This window comes from Paenibacillus algicola (genome assembly GCF_005577435.1).
Taxonomy (GTDB): domain Bacteria; phylum Bacillota; class Bacilli; order Paenibacillales; family Paenibacillaceae; genus Paenibacillus_AQ; species Paenibacillus_AQ algicola.
In genome coordinates, this window is sequence record NZ_CP040396.1 from 2422501 (window position 1) to 2441115 (window position 18615).

Annotated in this window: 16 protein-coding genes and 1 rRNA gene (1 of these 17 only partly in view); 5 read left to right on the forward strand and 12 right to left on the reverse strand. The window is 50.7% G+C overall.

What is annotated here, in order from left to right; all coding sequences use genetic code 11:
- From E6C60_RS11215 to E6C60_RS11230, 4 genes are all read right to left on the reverse strand, one after another.
- Window positions 1–769, reverse strand: a 16S ribosomal RNA gene (locus tag E6C60_RS11215) (it extends 786 nt beyond the left edge of the window).
- Between the two features lie 435 nt (window positions 770–1204).
- Window positions 1205–2611: a protoporphyrinogen oxidase gene (gene hemG / locus E6C60_RS11220; protein ID WP_138225923.1), complete on the reverse strand. Its 1407-nt coding sequence runs from the start codon at window positions 2609–2611 to the stop codon at window positions 1205–1207.
- Window positions 2612–2725: 114 nt separating this feature from the next.
- Entirely contained in the window at window positions 2726–3067 is a 342-nt protein-coding gene (locus tag E6C60_RS11225) for a DUF952 domain-containing protein (RefSeq protein ID WP_138225924.1), read from the reverse strand.
- Window positions 3068–3085: 18 nt separating this feature from the next.
- Window positions 3086–4015 carry a LysR family transcriptional regulator gene (locus tag E6C60_RS11230; protein ID WP_138225925.1) on the reverse strand — a complete coding sequence of 310 codons (930 nt, stop codon included), beginning with the start codon at window positions 4013–4015 and terminating at the stop codon, window positions 3086–3088.
- 119 nt (window positions 4016–4134) lie between these two features.
- On the opposite strand from E6C60_RS11230, the gene E6C60_RS11235 reads away from it, so the two are divergent.
- Window positions 4135–5208 carry a branched-chain amino acid aminotransferase gene (locus tag E6C60_RS11235; protein ID WP_138225926.1) on the forward strand — a complete coding sequence of 358 codons (1074 nt, stop codon included), beginning with the start codon at window positions 4135–4137 and terminating at the stop codon, window positions 5206–5208.
- Window positions 5209–5259: 51 nt separating this feature from the next.
- On the opposite strand, the gene E6C60_RS11240 is transcribed toward E6C60_RS11235, so the two are convergent.
- Window positions 5260–6870, reverse strand: coding sequence for an ATP-binding protein (locus E6C60_RS11240; protein ID WP_233280983.1), 1611 nt, complete (start codon window positions 6868–6870; stop codon window positions 5260–5262).
- Window positions 6871–7261: 391 nt separating this feature from the next.
- Between E6C60_RS11240 and E6C60_RS11245 the strand changes: the two genes are divergently transcribed.
- Together E6C60_RS11245 and E6C60_RS11250 are read left to right on the forward strand one after the other, a co-directional pair.
- Entirely contained in the window at window positions 7262–7843 is a 582-nt protein-coding gene (locus E6C60_RS11245; RefSeq protein ID WP_138225928.1) for a thymidine kinase, read from the forward strand.
- An 87-nt stretch (window positions 7844–7930) separates the two neighbouring features.
- Window positions 7931–8539: a TVP38/TMEM64 family protein gene (locus tag E6C60_RS11250; protein ID WP_138225929.1), complete on the forward strand. Its 609-nt coding sequence runs from the start codon at window positions 7931–7933 to the stop codon at window positions 8537–8539.
- Window positions 8540–8625: 86 nt separating this feature from the next.
- Here E6C60_RS11250 and mnhG read toward each other — a convergent pair whose 3' ends face one another.
- The 7 genes from mnhG to E6C60_RS11285 all read right to left on the reverse strand — a co-directional run bounded on the left by mnhG (window position 8626) and on the right by E6C60_RS11285 (window position 15203).
- Window positions 8626–9039 (reverse strand): monovalent cation/H(+) antiporter subunit G, encoded by a 414-nt coding sequence (mnhG, locus tag E6C60_RS11255; RefSeq protein ID WP_138227761.1) that lies wholly within the window; start codon window positions 9037–9039, stop codon window positions 8626–8628.
- The gene (locus E6C60_RS11260; RefSeq protein ID WP_138225930.1) at window positions 9032–9313 is read right to left on the reverse strand and encodes a Na(+)/H(+) antiporter subunit F1; all 282 of its coding nucleotides are present in this window, start codon (window positions 9311–9313) and stop codon (window positions 9032–9034) included. The genes mnhG and E6C60_RS11260 overlap by 8 nt, the downstream gene beginning before the upstream one ends.
- A complete protein-coding gene (locus E6C60_RS11265) occupies window positions 9310–9789 on the reverse strand; it encodes a Na+/H+ antiporter subunit E (RefSeq protein ID WP_138225931.1) in 480 nt (159 codons plus the stop codon). Before E6C60_RS11265 ends, E6C60_RS11260 begins: the two co-directional genes overlap by 4 nt.
- A 5-nt stretch (window positions 9790–9794) precedes the next feature.
- The gene (locus tag E6C60_RS11270) at window positions 9795–11276 is read right to left on the reverse strand and encodes a Na+/H+ antiporter subunit D (RefSeq protein WP_138225932.1); all 1482 of its coding nucleotides are present in this window, start codon (window positions 11274–11276) and stop codon (window positions 9795–9797) included.
- Entirely contained in the window at window positions 11269–11607 is a 339-nt protein-coding gene (locus tag E6C60_RS11275; protein ID WP_138225933.1) for a Na(+)/H(+) antiporter subunit C, read from the reverse strand. The genes E6C60_RS11270 and E6C60_RS11275 overlap by 8 nt, the downstream gene beginning before the upstream one ends.
- Window positions 11608–11609: 2 nt before the next feature.
- The gene (locus tag E6C60_RS11280) at window positions 11610–14468 is read right to left on the reverse strand and encodes a Na+/H+ antiporter subunit A (protein WP_138225934.1); all 2859 of its coding nucleotides are present in this window, start codon (window positions 14466–14468) and stop codon (window positions 11610–11612) included.
- Window positions 14469–14906: 438 nt separating this feature from the next.
- The gene (locus tag E6C60_RS11285) at window positions 14907–15203 is read right to left on the reverse strand and encodes a hypothetical protein (RefSeq protein ID WP_138225935.1); all 297 of its coding nucleotides are present in this window, start codon (window positions 15201–15203) and stop codon (window positions 14907–14909) included.
- 197 nt (window positions 15204–15400) lie between these two features.
- Here E6C60_RS11285 and E6C60_RS11290 point away from each other — a divergent pair, with 197 nt between their 5' ends.
- Both E6C60_RS11290 and E6C60_RS11295 read left to right on the forward strand, forming a co-directional pair.
- Complete coding sequence (locus E6C60_RS11290) at window positions 15401–16447, forward strand: glycine-rich domain-containing protein (RefSeq protein ID WP_138225936.1); 1047 nt, start codon at window positions 15401–15403, stop codon at window positions 16445–16447.
- Window positions 16448–16592: 145 nt separating this feature from the next.
- Window positions 16593–18590, forward strand: coding sequence for a S9 family peptidase (locus E6C60_RS11295; RefSeq protein ID WP_138225937.1), 1998 nt, complete (start codon window positions 16593–16595; stop codon window positions 18588–18590).
- Window positions 18591–18615 lie beyond the last annotated feature (25 nt).

The window sequence follows — 18615 nt, forward strand, 5'->3', positions numbered from 1 at the left end:
CTCAGCGTCAGTTACAGCCCAGAGAGTCGCCTTCGCCACTGGTGTTCCTCCACATATCTACGCATTTCACCGCTACACGTGGAATTCCACTCTCCTCTTCTGCACTCAAGTTTCCCAGTTTCCAGTGCGACCTGAGGTTGAGCCCCAGGTTTAAACACCAGACTTAACAAACCGCCTGCGCGCGCTTTACGCCCAATAATTCCGGACAACGCTTGCCCCCTACGTATTACCGCGGCTGCTGGCACGTAGTTAGCCGGGGCTTTCTTCTCAGGTACCGTCACTCTTCTAGCAGTTACTCTAGAAGACGTTCTTCCCTGGCAACAGAGCTTTACGATCCGAAAACCTTCATCACTCACGCGGCGTTGCTCCGTCAGACTTTCGTCCATTGCGGAAGATTCCCTACTGCTGCCTCCCGTAGGAGTCTGGGCCGTGTCTCAGTCCCAGTGTGGCCGTTCACCCTCTCAGGTCGGCTACGCATCGTCGCCTTGGTAGGCCGTTACCCCACCAACTAGCTAATGCGCCGCAGGCCCATCCTCAAGTGACAGATTGCTCCGCCTTTCCAGATCTCGCTATGCAGCGAAATCAACTATCCGGTATTAGCTACCGTTTCCGGTAGTTATCCCAGTCTTGAGGGCAGGTTGCCTACGTGTTACTCACCCGTCCGCCGCTAACTTTCAGAGGAGCAAGCTCCTCATCAAGTCCGCTCGACTTGCATGTATTAGGCACGCCGCCAGCGTTCGTCCTGAGCCAGGATCAAACTCTCCATGAAAGTTGAGTTCAATTGCTCATTTCAAAACTGACGAGATTACATAATCTCATTGTTGATCTCACCGTAAGGCAAGATCGGTTTAACTCACTCGTTGTTCAGTTTTCAAAGATCAATTCTGTTTCTCATTTCCGAAGTCTCTTGTTTCGACCCGGAATTAGATCATAACACACTGTCTATCTAATTAGCAAGCACTTTTTTCGAGAAGATTTAGAGCCTCGTGTGAACGACTAACTTTCCATACGATCCTCAGCCCTAGCGATCAAGCTCTTGGCTTGCTTGTCCTGCTGCAATTTCTTGAGCAGATTTATAATTTAACATACATCCACGCTCACAGCAACTTGTAAAATAACCCAGCTAGCAAGGACAGCTGCACCTCTCTTGAAAAGGTGCTTCTATCCTCAATAGCCGGGTTAACATGATACAACCACCAACACTTTAGCTTTGCTGCGCAGATAACAAATCCAGCAGTTGCTGAGCTGTCTTTTGCCCGTTCAGGATACAATCCGGAATACCGACTCCATAGTAGGAACAGCCGGCTAGATAAACGCCGGGCCACCGCTCTTGCATAGCGGCCTCCAGCTTCTCTACGATGCGGCGATGCTCTAAATGATAATTCGGCATATTATCCTGCCATCTCGTAACGACAGCCTCCACCGGCTTCTCACTTAAACCTAAAGAAGCAGTTACATCCTGCAGCGCAAGATCCTCCAATTCCTGATCCGACATGCCACGCAGCTTATCATACTGAGGATTGGAGCTTTTATAGAATAAACGGACTAACAAGCGTCGGCTTTTGGAGGTATGCTCCCACTTCCGGCTGCTCCAGGTGCTCGCATCACATATTAATCCGAACTCAGACGCATTAATGAAGCCTGTCCCATCGCTTGGCAGACGGTGATCAGGAATATCAAACGCCAGATAGATGCTAATCATGGATTTCGTCAACAGGCCTTGAAACATCTCATCTAGCTCTCGGTCTTGAAGCAATGCCTGGGTTGGAGCGCTGCCTCCGCTAAGCACCACCTGATCCGCTTCCAGTACAGATCCATCCGACAGCCTCAGCTTATAGCCTTGTCCGGACGCTTCCATGCTTTCAGCGGCTACCCCTTTATAAATGATAGCTCCTCCGGAGGAAAGCCTTTCTTCCAGCCTTTGAATCAAGAAAGACATGCCCCCCTGGAAGGAGATGAATTTCTTGTTCGCGGCACCCAGATAAAGCTTCCTGTTCTCATAAAGTCCTTGCATGATGCTGCCGTACTGATTCTTATAATCCAAAAGAAACGGCAGCGTGGATGCAATCGTCAAATCCTGAAGTTGACCGGAATACACTCCGGAAATAACGGGAGCAATCTGCTTCTCCACCAGCTCCTGTCCCAAAAAAGCCTCCAGGAACAAGCCCAGGGAGTCATCCTTGGTAAAAACTTCATTGGGTGTGTATAGATCCTTTAATGCCTCCAGCTTTCCTTCCGAAGAAACCAGCTCACTCTCGACTAAGGCCTGCACTCCCACCGGGATGCCGAACAATGAATCAGCGGGAATCTTCTTCAAGCCCGCATTTGTGTATATATAGGAGGTTCCAGTACCGTTATAAACGACCGCATCCTCGAGCCCCAGCTCCTGAATGAAAGGGAGCACATTGCTTTTTCGTGCCACGATCGAGTCAGCTCCGGTCTCCATGATAAAATCTTCTTTATACACCGTGCGGATCTTGCCTCCCAGCTCCGGCTCTGCCTCCACCAAGATCAGTTTCATGGCATCCTCAGATGGGCGATCCCCCCGCTGCAAATAATAACACGTCGATAATCCTGTTATTCCTCCGCCAATAACGACGGTTGTTGTCATAATTAAGCACCTCGGTTTAGTTGCATCTTGCCGATTGCTAGTCTCCACCGGCTTTGTCTATTGTACCTCATCCCATCAAACTGCCGCAAAAAGGCCTCTTTCTCCAGACTTCTCTTAAGATGGGGGCAGTTCATCTCCAAGAACGTTATCGTCAGGATCTGGATTGTATTCCACAATTCGCTCCACGGCATCCAGGTTCAAAGGACCATAAATGTGCGGAAACTTCTTGCCTGTCTTATATAAGTCCTCATAGACGATGTCAGGAATCACCTTGCTTTCATCAATGTAGAGGAGAAACAGTCCTTTTTGGCCCTTATATAACGTATTCGCCACATTCAGCAGCTGCTCGGGAGTAGAGCAATGAATAAAGCCCTCTTTCTTTAGACTGGGAGGCGCGTATTCGCCGGCGACGAGTGCATTTTTCCAGGCTACCGTGTTCATAATATGCAAGATCATCAGAATCACCTCTATGGATTATTGTTTGGATCGGATCTGAGGATTATTGTTTGGATCGGATCTGAAGCTGTCGATGAAACGCTCTGCACTTTTGGATAAATAGTGGTTCTTGAGCCATACGATGCCCACCTCGGACTGCAGTGCTGCATCCTCAATGTCCAGCATGGTCACCAAGCGCCCCATCGACATGGACATGACGGACTTTGGAAAAATGGTCACGCCAATGCCTTCAGCCACCAGTGACATAATAATAGAAACGCTGGAGCATTCACAAATAACCTGGGGCTCGAAGCCATGCTTTCGGCATTCGTTCATGACGGATTCATGCATTCGCGTTGTATAGTCTGTCTTTAAGGTTAGGATTGGACATTCCGCGAGCTCCGTCATCTTAATGGCGGACTTGCCGCCGAACCGCGAAGCCCAGGCGCTCGGGATCACGGCCACGAACGGGTCCGAAGGAAGCGGCAGCACCTCACAGGGATCTGTATAGTGAAAAGCTTCAAAGGGCAGGCGGGCTACAATAAGCTCAATAACCCGCTTTTGCAGCAGGTCCCCGAGATAGGTATGATCCCCTTCCACGATCTTGTACGTCAGCCGGGGATACACCTCCCGCATTCGCTGGATGCGCCCGGGCAGCAGGGATACACAGGAAACGACGGAGCCGATGGAGAGCATGCCTCTCACACCCTCTTCGGTTTCCTTCACTTCATTTAAGGCTTCCTCGAACTGAGTAAGCAGCAGCTCTCCCCGCTGCCTCAGGAGCACGCCGGCCGAGGTCAGCTTCAGATGCCGGGAGCTCCGGTCGAACAGTCGAACTCCCAGCTCCTCCTCGATCTGTTTCAGCTGCCGGCTCAAGGGGGGCTGCTCCATGTTCAGCTTCTTGGCCGCACGGGTGACTTGACCTTCACGAGCGATGGCCAAAAAATATTTCAGCTGCCGTATATCCATACCTTCTCCTTCTTTCATACCGTCAGGGTATAATACAGAAACTAAATAGATACTTTTAATATACTTCTTAACATGGTAGCATTCAATTAAGAATAATGTCATAGGGAGCGATGGGCAGTATGGGCACTAGCATTAGTATTGAACTCAGCACACACAAAAAGACGAAACCGCTTGCGAATGAGCGCGGCTTCGGCACTTATTTTTCAGATCATATGTTTATTATGGATTATGCAGAGGGCCAAGGGTGGTATAACCCGCGTGTCGTCCCTTACCAGCCGATTTCCCTGGACCCTGCGGCGAAGGTATTTCATTACGGACAAACGATTTTTGAAGGCTTGAAGGCTTATAAGACCGGAGACGGAAGAGTGCTTCTGTTCAGACCGAGAAAGAATATGGAACGCTTGAACCGTTCCAATGACCGCTTGGGCGTTCCACATATTGATGAAGACCTTGCACTCGAGGCGCTGAATGCGCTGATCAAGGTCGATCAGGACTGGATTCCTGAAGAAAGCGGTCATTCCCTCTATATCCGCCCTTATGTGATTGCAACCCAGCCGGCACTCGGCGTGGATGCCTCCGCAGAATATAAATTTATGATCATTATGTCACCGGTTGGCAACTATTATCCGGAGGGCGTGAATCCGGTCAAGATCTATGTCGAGAATGAATATGTCCGCGCCGTACGCGGCGGTGTTGGCGAAGCCAAGACTGCGGGCAACTATGCAGCCAGTCTGAAGGCGCAGGAGATCGCCAAGCAGAAGGGCTACTCCCAGGTGCTCTGGCTTGACGGAGTACACCGCAAATATGTTGAGGAAGTCGGCAGCATGAACGTATTTTTCAAAATTAACGGTGTTGTGTACACCCCGGCTTTGAATGGCAGCATTCTGAACGGCATCACCCGCAGCTCCATCATTCAGCTGTTAAGAGACTGGGGGCTGACGGTAGAAGAGACTGCGATCTCCATTGAAGAGCTGTTTGCCGCCGCGCAAAGCGGAGCGCTTGAAGAAGCTTTTGGAACCGGCACGGCAGCCGTAATCTCCCCGATCGGTGAGCTGAACTGGAAGGATGAGAAGGCGGTTATTGGTGGAGGCGTAACCGGAGAGATCTCTGGCAAACTGTACGTTACGCTGACCGGCATCCAAAGAGGCCTCGTGCCAGATCCGTTCGGCTGGATGGTTGAAGTGGAGCTTTAAATCACGTGCGGATTGTATCCTATGGACCAGCCCTGAATGGGCTGGTTTTTTTCAATATTCATTAGATGCTTCAGAGCTGACGTGCCCGCCATCCCCGCCTCTGGAGGATACAGGCAGCTTCACGGTAAACGTGGTGCCCGCCCCAGGTGTGCTTTCAACCGTGATGTAGCCTCCGTGATCTTCAACGATTTTTTGACACAGGGATAATCCGAGCCCTGTTCCCTCCTCCTTCGTCGTGAAAAAAGGATCGAATATCCGGTCCAGCACTTCAGATGGAATCCCGGTGCCATTATCCCTGACGGAGATTAGAGCCCAGGGCTCATCCCCCGTGAGTAACGAGAGATGGACGTGACCCGTATTTTCCATGGCCTGAAACGCATTGCGAATCAAATTGATGAGGACCTGGATGATCTTGTCACGATCCATATAAACCGTCACCTCACCCTCCACCTGCTCCATCGTAAAGGCGTGGCCTCTTGAAGCGGCTTCGGATTCACAAAGCGAGAACACTCTGCTCATACAGCCGCTCAAGCTGTCCAGCTTCATATTACTCATATGCGGCTTGGAAAATTGCAGGAACTCGGCGGTCAGCTCCCCAACCCGTGTGATTTCCCCCATGATAACGTTGTACCAAGGCTGAATATTATAATTCTGCACCTTGGAGAGCTGGACAAAGCCACGGATTGCTGTCAGCGGATTCCGGATTTCGTGGGCCATGCCGGCAGCCAGCTCGCCGACGGTTTTCATTTTGGCAGAACGGATAAATTCCTCCTGGCTCTTCAGCCAGGTCTCGCGCCGCATTTGAAATATTCGATCCTCGGCTTTACTGATAACCTCCTGAAACGTCCCTGCTTCCTCCGGGTACGTGGTTACACTGTAGGTGATCTGAACTCCTAAATCCTCAAAGGAGTCCAGGCCATTCACCTCACTGTATGCCGGAATTAAGATTGCAAATCGGTCTCCGGCATAACGCGCCGCGGCAAGCATCTCGGCGAAATGGCGGCGAATATGCACCGAGAAGCGGACCAGGATGTCATTAGCCGACGTCATATCCTTGGCGTTCAGGGACTGGAAATTGTTAATGTCCAGCAGAACGATACGAAACGCGGTGCGGCTCAGTGTAAGCTGCTGCACTCTTTTCATATAGCCTTCATAATTGAGGAAGCCGGTGAGCGGATCGTGATTCATGAGATAGTTGTTTTGCTTTGCTAATGTTTTTTTCTCGGTTTCAATGCGAATGATGTTATGGAAAGTAGATATGATGACTAGTGATGAAATAATATCGAATACCGATACCAGTAAGGAATACGTGGTGAGAGGCGAGTAAGTTAATCGAATGGCCGTATATTGAATCGTAATGAGGGCCGCACAGGGCAGCATATGCTTGAATCTCCAGTTGTACTGGATGACGCCGGTAATCTGAATGTAATAAAGCAGCAGACACCAGTTTAATTGACTGGCATAATGAAAAATGCCGAGCAGGCCGAATTGAAGCAGCAGGATATGAGGAAATCTTTTCTCCAGCCACATACTGCCGGTCAGCAGCACCGAGGAGAGAAGCATTAGCGGCAGGCTGCTCTCCAGATCCAGCACCGAAGAAGCTATAATGATAAATAGCACGATCGGCGGGATAAACATTAATTTGAATTTATGAATGGACAACAGACTCACTCCATAGAAGTTGTTTGTCATTGCACAAGCTTTTCCATTATCAGTTATAACAAATTCATCGGGAAATGGATAGAAAAAAACATTCCTGTTATCATGTGTAAGCTTCGAAACAGCTTCTAGCTAGAGTGAATAGGTATTCAGCATCAGGACTTCAAACCCCTTTGTCCCTGCAGCGTTCATGAATTCCAAATCCCAGGGACCAGCTTACTTCATTTCGGGCATGGCTTTGAACAGCAAATGCAAACCTTTGTCTACGCCCAGGGACTCAATTTCATTTCTATCTTTGACTTTAGGGTAAGCATACAGGTACAATAGTCCCTGCCTTAAGCATTTACATAAGCTGGTATGAAGAAATTAGGCGGTTTAAAGAAAGGATTGTCACATGGCTCAGTTATTTTTTAAATATGGCAGCATGAATAGCGGAAAATCGATCGAAATTTTGAAGGTCGCCCATAATTACGAGGAGCAGAACAAGCCTGTGCTGATCTTCACCTCTGCGTTAGATGACCGGGATGAGGTGGGTTTTGTGTCCTCTCGAATCGGCCTCAGACGAAAGGCCACTCCGATCTCAGAGCAGACAGATGTTTATGAAATCGTCTCCCAGCATTCTCCAAAGCCCTTCTGTGTGCTGGTTGATGAATGCCAGTTCCTGTCCAAGGATAGCATCCTGCAGCTCGTTCGGATTGTGGATGAGCTACATGTTCCCGTGATGGGCTTCGGACTGAAGAATGATTTCCGCAACGAGCTGTTCGAAGGCAGCCGCTGGATGCTCGTCTATGCTGACAAGATTGAAGAGATGAAGACGATCTGCTGGTTTTGCGAGCGCAAAGCGATCATGAATCTGCGATTAAAAAACGGTCAGCCTATATATTCCGGTGAACAGATTGAAATTGGCGGCAATGAATCGTATGTACCGGTATGCCGGAAATGCCACGCCCGCCCGCCGCTGGATCTCCCCGTGTAAGCAGCAGCTTCAAGGCTTAACACTCAGGGTATGTTTGGATTAAAGACATGAATTTATCGGACAAGAACAGGAGCGATCAGATTCATCATGCTGGATTGGTTACAGGAAGCACTACGAACACTTAAACACTTGAATATGGGTCAAATTGAGGCCTGGCTGCAAGAGTATTCCCGCCTGGGCCCGCTCCCCGGCATTCTTATTTCTTTCTTCGAGGCCTTCCTGCCTTTCCTTCCCTTGATTGTTATCGTCATGGGCAATGCTGCCGCATACGGCCTGTGGCTGGGCTTTCTGTATTCCTGGATCGGCGTGTCCCTGGGAGCGCTGGCTGTATTCTGGCTTGTGCGCAAGGTCGGGGGCCGGCTGGGGGAATGGATACAGCGACGGATGCCGGGAGCTCAGCGTTTTTTTCACTGGATTGAGGATAAGGGCTTCACCCCCATCTTTATCCTGTACTGCTTCCCCTTCACTCCGTCCTCGCTGGTTAACATTGCAGCCGGCATCAGCTCAGTTCCCGTGACGACGTTTATGATTGCAGTTCTCTCCGGCAAGGCTGTTATGATCTTCATGGTTGCCTTTATCGGCCATGATTGGCAGGGGTTTATTCAACAGCCGTGGCGTATTCTAGTCGCCGTTGCTGTGTTGGGCTTACTCTGGCTTGGCGGCAAGAAACTGGAGAACCGTTATCATCACGCTTAACATGGATCAGCTTACAAATAAGCCCGTTAGAACCATCCGTGCGGCGGAAGGCTCTAACGGGCTTATTCACTAATGATAAGTTGACATTAACCTCTGGTCACGTCATTGCGAGTGGTCCGCTTCTTGGGGGAAGCATCGGCCTGATCCTGATATTGCTTGCGGATTACCGGACCGAGCTCATCATGCTGGCTCTTCTCCCACAGCGGAATTCCCGAGCGGTACGCAGCCCTGCCGTTAAGATGACCAGCCACCGGGGATGTAATAAATACAAATATGATCCCGAGGATCAGCTTCGCGCTAATATGATCGACATAAACCATAAAGTACAGGAAGGCTCCCGTAAGAATCAGGAGCACGCCAAGTGTGGCGCTCTTGGTCGCGGCATGGGAACGGAGATACACATCCGGCAGACGAATCAGCCCGAAGGCACTGACCGCGCTAAGCAAAGCACCTGCCAGCACAATCAAGCCGATCAAGAGCTCCCCGACTTCTTTAATCATTGTCGCGTTCAATGACGTCCCCCCTCTCTATATATCTCGCCAGAGCCGTCGTGCCGATAAAGGTCAGAATGCCGATCAGCAGAATAATATCGAAATAATACATCGTCTCCAGCAGCATCGAAAGAACCGCCACGATGGACAGCAGAATGATTCCGATCGTGTCCAGGGCAATAATCCGATCATTCATCGAGGGACCGGCAATAAGGCGGTATACGCAGCCCAGTACAGCCAGAGAAAGCACGGCAAGTGAGGCCATCAGCAGTACGTCCATCATCGGCGGGTCACCTCCATAATGGCTTTTTCAAACGTGTTCCGGATTTGGCTGGACACCTGATCCACATCATCAATATCCATAGCGTGAATGTATAAGGTTTTCTTATCCGGCGATACCTCCATTGTCAGCGTGCCCGGCGTCAGGCAGATCAGCAGTGACAGCACGGTCACCTCCCAGTCCGATTTCAGCTCCGTATCATAAGCAAAAATGCCGGGGCGAATATCAAGCCGGGGGCGAAGCACCTGCGCAATGACCGCGAAGCTGGATTTTAACAGCTCGGAGAGGAAGAGCAGGAGCAGCTTGAATAGAGACCATAGCTTTTTCAAATAGAAATCCTGAGTCCAAAAGCGGTTCAGCATCCCAATGAGAATGGCACCGATGATATAGCCTAGTATAAAGCGGGCAGCGGATAAATCGGAATACAAGAACATCCAGACAACAGCAATAATAATATTGAGCAGGATTTGATGACCCATCAGCATTACTCCTTTAGCACGGCATCGATATAAAGTGACGGATTGGAGAGCACTTCACCCGCTTGCCCGGCAAAAGAATACACCCATTCCGCTCCTAGTCCGAAGCCGAGGACAATAATTAATAACGCAGTAACTGAAACATATACGGGTGCGGGCCATTTCTTGCGCTCTACGGCCGGCAGCATAGGATCATCTCTCCAGAAAGCTCCAATGAAGACGTTCATGAGGGAGTACAGCACCATAAGGCTGGAGAACACGGCAATCCCCGTCAGCCAGTAATCCGTAGCGGAGATTCCGCCGGAGACGATGAGCAGCTTCCCTGCAAAGCCGCTTAACGGAGGAATACCGACCAGCGCCAGAGCGGTGATAAAGAACATCCATCCTGCTGCCGGATAAGTCTTGATCAGCCCTCCCATCTGATTCAGACTGCTGCTCCCCGCTGCCGAAATGATCATTCCTCCCAGCAAGAACAGCAAGGCTTTAGCAATCATGTCATGCAGCAGATACAGCACCGTTCCGTCAAAGGCTTCACGGGTACCGACAGACAAGCCGAACGCGATAAAACCAACACTGATAATCACATTATAATTCAGCACGCGGTGAATATCCTTGTATGCCGCTGCGCCAAGGCCACCCAGCAGCATGGTGGCAGCAGCCAGCCAGCCAATCAGCGAATGGGTGAAGCCCTGATCATGATAAAAAATGAGCGAGAAGGTGCGAATCAGCGCGTATAGGCCGACCTTGGTTAATAATGCACCGAACAGGGCAATTACCGCGGTTGGCGGTACACTGTAAGACCCGGGAAGCCAGAAGAATAGAAACAGTCCGGCTTTCAGTGCAAAGACGATGAGGAACATGACTGCAATGCTGTTCAGCATGCCTCCTTGCTGCGCTTCTGCCACCCTTTCCGACAAGTGAGCCATATTCAGCGTGCCTACCGCTCCATACAGATAAGCCATAGCAGCGACGAACAGGGTGGAAGATAAAATATTGATCAGTATATATTTCAGCGTTTCGCGCAGCTGCCGTTTGGTTCCGCCCAGCACAATGAGAGCGTAGGACGAGATCAGCATAACCTCAAAGCAGACAAACAGATTAAACAAATCTCCCGTCAGAAAAGAGCCAATCACTCCGGCCAGCAAAAACTGTACAAAGGGGTAAAAGTAGTATTGCTCCCTCTTCTCTCCGATGGTTCGAAACGCGAACAACAGGGATGCTGCAGCCGCTGCCAGTGTAATGAGTACCAGAAGTGCTGCAAACATATCAGCGACAAAAACAATTCCGTATGGCGGAAGCCACCCGCCCATATACAAGGTCTGAATGCCGTCTCGGCTGATCTGACCTACGAGCAGGACAGTGACAGCCAGATTGATCAGCACACTGACGAGGCTGATTCCGCGCTGAAGCCGAACCTTTTTGGACAGAAAGATCAGAATCACTGCTGTAACGAGCGGAAGCAGCAGTGGAAGCACAACCCAATTATTCATCCTCGTTCCCCCTCAGCTCTTCCATATCATCCGTGCCCAGGCGCTGGTATGCTTTGTAGGCCAGCACGAAGAAGAAGGAGGTTACTCCAAAGCTGATCACGATGGAAGTCAGAATCAGTGCCTGGGGTAGTGGATCTACATAAGCTTCTGCTTTCTCGCCCAGCAGCGGGGCCGCTCCCGTCTTCAGCTTCGCCGTCGTCAGCAGCAGCAGGTGAATGCCATGCGTTAGCAGTGAAGTGCCCAGAATGATGCGCAGCAGGCTCTTGGACAGAATCAGGTACAATCCCACGGCGAACAGAACGCCGATCGCTATTGCCATATATAATTCCATAACTAATTGTCCCTCCCGATGGAATAGATGATCGTCATCGTGACGCCTACAACCGCGAGGTATACACCCAGATCGAACAGCACGGCCGTCGCAAGCTCGGTATCTCCCAGGAGCGGAAGCATAAAGTGATCAAAGGTATGACTGAGGAACGGAGCATCAAACAGGAATGACCCGATCCCCGTCAGCAGCGCAATGAGCAGGCCCGCTCCGATCAATGTGCGGTAATTCACGGGAATGATCTTCTGGCTGATGTTCAGGCCAAAGGCCATGGACAGAAGCACGAGCGCTGCCGCCGTCATCAAGCCGCCAATAAAGCCGCCGCCGGTGCTGTTATGCCCGGACAGGAACAGATAAAGTGCAAACGTCAAAATAATAAACACGACCAGCTTCGAAATCGTGCGCAGAATTACATCATTGCTGCCTGGCAGCAGCGTATCCACCCGTCTTGCCCCGAAGCCCAAAATCTCGTCTCCGGAATCGATCTTGATCAGTCCATAAATGCCGAGTGCCGCGATGCCAAGCACCATGATTTCAAGCAGCGTATCAAAGCCCCGGAAGTCCACCAGGATGACGTTCACGACATTCTTGCCTCCGGCCAGCGGCTTGCTCTGCTCCAAATAATAATCGGAAATGGCTGTAAACATCGGATTGCTGGCTGCGCCCAGTGCCAGCATTGTAACCATGATGCCTACCGCAACCGAGATCACCGCATTGACCCACTTGAAGCTGGGTTTCACCTGCTCCTTGCTCAGCTTCGGCAAATGATAGAAGCAGAGCAGGAACAGCATGACAGAGACCGTCTCCACAATCATCTGGGTTAACGCCAGATCCGGCGCACGGAACAGAACGAAGAACAGGGTCACCATATACCCGGACATCCCTGTGAGAATAATGGCAATCAACCGGTTCTGCACAAACGGCAGCACCAGCACAGAGCCGATCAGCGCGATGATCACAACAGCCTCATAAAAAGAAATCGGGGCAAAGCCTGATACATCCACCGACAGGCCGCCGGACTGGACGATTGAATAGGCCAGCAGCAGCACAAAGGCAGCGAAAATGTAGATAACATAATGCCGAATCGATCCGGTCATATAGATCTTCGTAATTCGGCGGCTGCCGCGGTTGTAAGCTTCAAGCGACCGGTCATACAGCCGATTCAGCGTGAAGCGGTCCGAAAGCGGTGTGCTTAACAGCCGGAATCTGCCCAGCAGCTGATAGATGATAAAGCCGAACACAATGACTCCGAGCGTCATCATAATCTCCAGATTCCAGCCATGCCAGAATGTAATATGAACATCAAACTGCTCTCCCTCTGACAGCAGGCTTGGCATAACCGCAGCCATCGCCGGCTCGATCAGGGAATGGGAAACCAGGCCCGGGAAGAAGCCCAGGATCACGACCAGAGAAGCTAGCACAACCGGCGGGATCAGCATGCCAAGCGGCGCTTCATGCGGGGTTTTCATCAGCTCCTTAGGCTTATACGTGCCTCTGAAGGTTTTGAATACCAGCATCATGCTGTATACGAATGTGAAAATACTCGCTACCCAGGCCACGACAGGAATGAGCACGCCCCAGGTGTCCAGGCTCCAGAAATCCAGCTTCGCTGCATTCAGGACAGAGGTAAAGAACATCTCTTTGCTGAGGAAGCCATTGAACGGAGGCAGGCCCGCCATGGAAAAGGCTCCAATGACCGCGATCGTAAATGTAATCGGCATGAGTGCCATCAAGCCGCCGAGCTTGCGGATATCCCGCGTGCCGGTTTCATGATCGACGATCCCGACAACCATAAACAACGCTCCCTTAAAGGTGGCGTGGTTAATCAGATGGAAGATCGCCGCTGTGGTCGCCTTCGTGTAATACAGTGCTTCCGGCGTGCCGCTGTAATAAGCGGATACCGAGCCCAGTCCGAACAGCGACATGATCAGTCCTAACTGGCTAATGGTAGAGAACGCCAGCAGCGCCTTCAGGTCTGTCTGCTTGACGGCTTTCACTGAGCCATAGATCAAGGTGCACAGACCTGCTCCGGAGACCAGCCAGAACCACACTTGCTGTCCGGCAAACACGGGTGTAAACCGTGCCACTAGATAGATGCCGGCCTTTACCATCGTAGCCGAGTGAAGATATGCACTGACCGGCGTCGGGGCTTCCATCGCATCCGGCAGCCAGATGTGAAACGGAAACTGAGCCGATTTGGTAAATGCGCCGAGAAGGAGCAGCAGCATGGCCGGTATAAAGAGGCTATGGTTCATGATCTCAGCCGATTGGCTGATCAGCTCTCTCACGCTCATCGTATCCGCCATGATCGAGAGCATGAGGAAGCCGGTGAACATCGCGAGTCCCCCGAACACCGTGATGAGCATGGATTTCATAGCTCCATATCTGGACCGCTCCCGGTGGTACCAGAACGCGATCAGGAGGAAGGAGGAAATGCTCGTTAATTCCCAGAACCCGTACAGCACCATCATGTTGTCCGAGAGTACGACACCGAGCATGGCTCCCATAAACAGAAGCAGATAGACGTAGAAGCGGTGCACTGCCTCTTTCTTTTTATCCATATAATAGATGGAGTATAGAACCACCAGCATCCCGATTCCGGAGATCAGCAGGGAAAAGAGCAGGCTAAGCCCATCCAATACGACAGAAAATTGAATGTTCAGAGACGGAATCCAAGGAATTTCGTACAGTTCCCCTCCTTTCTGCTGAACGACCGGAATCCGGCTCAGGAAATAGGCAAATATGACAACGGGCAGCGGCAGGACAATCCAGCCGGTGTGCAGTCTTTTCACCTTTAAGCCGAACATGCCAGCCACAGCGGCATACAAAAGGGGTGCCAAAATGGCAATGTGAAGAAGCGACAAGATGATTCCTCCTTAAGAAATGAATGTCTTTCCAAAGTATTTCCACTTCAATCCATAAAAACCCTAAAAAACACAAAAAGAGCCCACGTTTGGCAGGCTCCTCCGGGACTAGCATATGTATTTGTACATGAACGCTAAGTTTAAACCGAAGACCAGTATAGCCTATAAATCATAGCTTTGTCAAAGCGCATGAATGAAAAGTCATGTGGCTGGACATCACTCTATATGAAGGAGTGATTCATAATATGAAGAAAAAGGCCATAATCTGCGGTTTTCTTTTTATACTGCTGTTTGCCGGGGCTGCCTGGATGCATGAGCAGCTTTCATTACCAGCACATAGAGAATCTGAAGATCCTGATTACACTATAACCTCTTTTCCCCGCAGCGAATCGTTTCAGGACCATGACGTTCCTTTTCAGCCTCGGGAATACATTCGTATTATTCAGAAGCCGTAGGCAATTCCTTGAATTCCTTGATGAAGGGGCTTGGATCTTCTCTGACGAGATAAGAATACACACCAAAGCGGGTATGTAAATACAGCATGCCCCCTGACGCTCCCAGATTCCGATACGAAATATCAAACACGTCTTTCATGTTAAAGGTCCGATTCTGGCTTTCAATGCACTGGGGGGACATCAGCAGCTCCCGGTCCTCCTCTTGTACAATCTGCTCTGTAGCCTCTACGCGTCTGACAACCTTGTAATACGGCTGAACTGCCAGCCATGGCTTATTCATGCTTACACCCCCCTCTTGTAGTTGCCGCCTTCTCTTCCCGACAAGACTGTTTATACCTCCATTATACCCACATTAGATCACAGCTTTTCAAGCACGGCACACTGCAGACTTCCGCTTACCCTCCTCATTTCAGCTTTACAGTACAATTCTCATTCTGGGATAATGTTAGCAAGACCCCTTGAAAGGAGCTTGTGCTCATGAATGATTTTACCATTGTCCTTATCATTATTGTGGTATGCGTGATCATGATTGTATATGGCATGCGTCAGAAAAAAAACAATTCCTCCTTCTCCCGCCGTTCAGCTGCCTCTCACGAGATTCTGTGGAAAAATGCGCCGGCCCCTCCACCCGTGGCCGATCGGGACAGCCCCGCTTATTGGTTAAGCGTCAAGCTCAGTCAGTCCCTGCCGCAAGATTACATAGATCGTGTCAAGCACAGGGTCATGAATGACCACCCGGCCCTTTCCGATCAGGAATACGAGTGGCGCTGGGTAGAGCTTCAGCGTTTCTTTATCCTCTGTGCTGTGCTGAAGCAGGTGCCGATGTTTAGCTCCAAGGTCGATGAAATATGGCACGAGATGCTGATGTTTACCCGGGATTATCAGGCATTCTCGCAGCAATATCTCGGTGATATGCTTCACCATGCGCCAAGTGCAGCACCATCTGCCCCTATACCGGACGAGCGGGCATGGTTCGATACCGTCTACACAGAGCTGTTCGGATTAAATGCTTACAGTCAAAGCATTTGGGGAAGCTTTTTCAAGAATCCACTGCCTAAGAAAGAGCTGGAGTCTTATCTCCACCTCGAAGACATGTCATCTCCCCCTGGGAGGTTCAATCAGCTGCAGTATGATCATATGCCTGAAGCAAGAACAGCTATAGAAGCTGTTGTCCAGAGACTGCATCAGCGTCTTGTTCAGGCCGATCAGCAGAACTGGCAGCCTGGCAAAGAAAGGCTCAGTCTGAACCAGCCAGAGCTCCTGCTGGCATCTGCCGTATATTTCTCCTGGCATGAGCCGGAACAATACAGCAGCTTCATGATGATGGAGGAAGAAGCCCGTAAAGGAGCCCAGAGTCATTCGTCGTGCAGCACAGGCGTCGCTTGCAGCTCCAATGACAGCAGAGATCGTGACAGCGGCAATGACAATGGCTCCTCTTCTTCAGAATCAAGCGACAGCGGCTCCTCCGGCTCGGATAGCGGCGGCTCTTCCTGCAGCAGCTGCGGCGGAGGCTGCAGCAGCTAATTTTATACAAAAGATTTGACCAGCTGATGATTAATGGGCTGGTTTTTCTTTGTTTATAAAGGATGTGGAGTAGTAATTCATATATTTTTCTGTAATAATGTGGCTATGTCTGTAAAACATCACGCTTGTCTGAGAGGAGAATGACATGACGACCAAGAGAATGATTACCCCCGAGGACTTATACCGCATGAAATGGGTTAGTGAACCGGCGGTTTCTCCTGTTCAGGATCTAACCGCTTATGTGTATAAGGAAGTATCAGAAAGCAGAGAAGGCTATACCTCGCACATCCGTCTGATTTCCCATGATGGTGCGGAGGAACGGGTGCTTACACAAGGAGAACAGGACTCTTCCCCTGCCTGGTCCCCGGACGGCAGCCAGCTTGCATTTCTTCGCAAGAGCGGATCAAACCGACAGGTGTTCATGCTGCCCATGAGTGGAGGCGAAGCCGAATGTGTAACATCATTGAAGCACGGGGCCAGCTCTTTTCAATGGTCGCCAGACGGGACCGCACTGCTCGTGAAGAGTCAGATTGCATCTGGCGAAGAGGATGATCCTGCAGCCGACGATCAAGTCAAGCTGCCAGAGGCACAGGTATTCAATCGGATCAAATATAAATCGGACGGAAGCGGCTTATGGAATAACCGAAGGTCACATCTGGTCCTGGTATCTTTGTCAGGAACACGGGAGACCCGGTGTATCACCTCAGGAGATTTTGATGTCACGGATTATGCTTGGGCACCCGACGGCTCTAGTGTTGCCTATGTGACCTCTGTCTCTTCAGAGGCTTGCCGTGATGCAGATCTCTCACGTATAGATGATGTATTTACAGTCCAGCTGCAGGATTTATCTACACAAAAGATGACTGACAGCAGCCTCTCTATTCACTCCGTCTCCTTCACTCCGGATGGCAGTCAGCTCCTGCTGTTAGCCGATGATCTGAGCTGCGGCCTGGCGACACTCAACCGGATTCACCTGCTTCCCTTGCAGGGTGGATCGTGTACAGCTATGTACAGTGAGCTGGATATTCAGATCGGGCACAGCGGTGTCAGTGATATGAGAGCGGGTGCCGGCTCCAAGCCACAATTCAGCACCGATGGCGGCACTGTATATGTCCAGATCAGTCAACAGGGAAGTGTTCACGTTGCCGCATACCAGCTTGATGGCTCTGGCATGAACGTAGTAACCACTGGCGAGCGGGAAGTATATGAATTCGGTGTCGCACACGACGGTCGATTGATACTGGCCTCCGCCGATCCGCTTCATCCGGGTGATTTATATGTGCTCCAGAATTCACATTCCGAAGAAATCTCATTAACGAATGTCAATAACGAGCTATGGTCAGAGCTGCAGTTCAGCTTGCCGGAGTCGTTTACGTTTAAGACACAGGATGAATGGAGCCTTCAAGGCTGGATCATGAAGCCGACCCATTTGAAAGAGGGGCAAAAAGCACCTGCTGTGCTTGAAATTCACGGCGGTCCCCAGGCGATGTATGGACATACCTTCATGCTTGAATTCCAGCTGCTTGCGGCGGCCGGATACGCCGTCATTTACAGCAACCCACGCGGCGGTCACGGCTACGGCCAGGTACATGTCAATACGGTGCGAGGCGATTATGGCGGCCGGGATTATCAGGATTTGATGGAGCTGGTAGACTACGTCATTGAAGCCTATGATTGTGTTGATCCTTCCCGCCTTGGGGTTACCGGTGGGAGCTACGGCGGGTTCATGACTAACTGGATCGTCGGCCATACAGATCGATTCCAGGCGGCGGTGACGCAGAGATCGATCTCAAACTGGATATCCTTTTATGGTGTCAGTGATATCGGGTATTTCTTCACGGAGGACATGATTCAGGGCAACCCTTGGCAAGATCTGAGCAAGCTCTGGGAGCATTCTCCTCTCGCGTATGTACAGCATGTCAATACCCCGCTGCTTATTTTGCATGGAGAGCAGGATCTGCGTTGTCCCATCGAACAGGGTGAACAGCTATTTATCGCCCTGAAGCGGCTCGGCAAGACGACCTCGCTGGTTCGCTTCCCGGGTGCTGACCATAACCTGTCTCGAAGCGGACATCCTGCGCTTCGGGTGCAGCGTTTATCACATATCGTGAACTGGTTTGTAACACATATCAAGCAGGAATAGCTTCCATAAAAAAAGACTTCGGCCG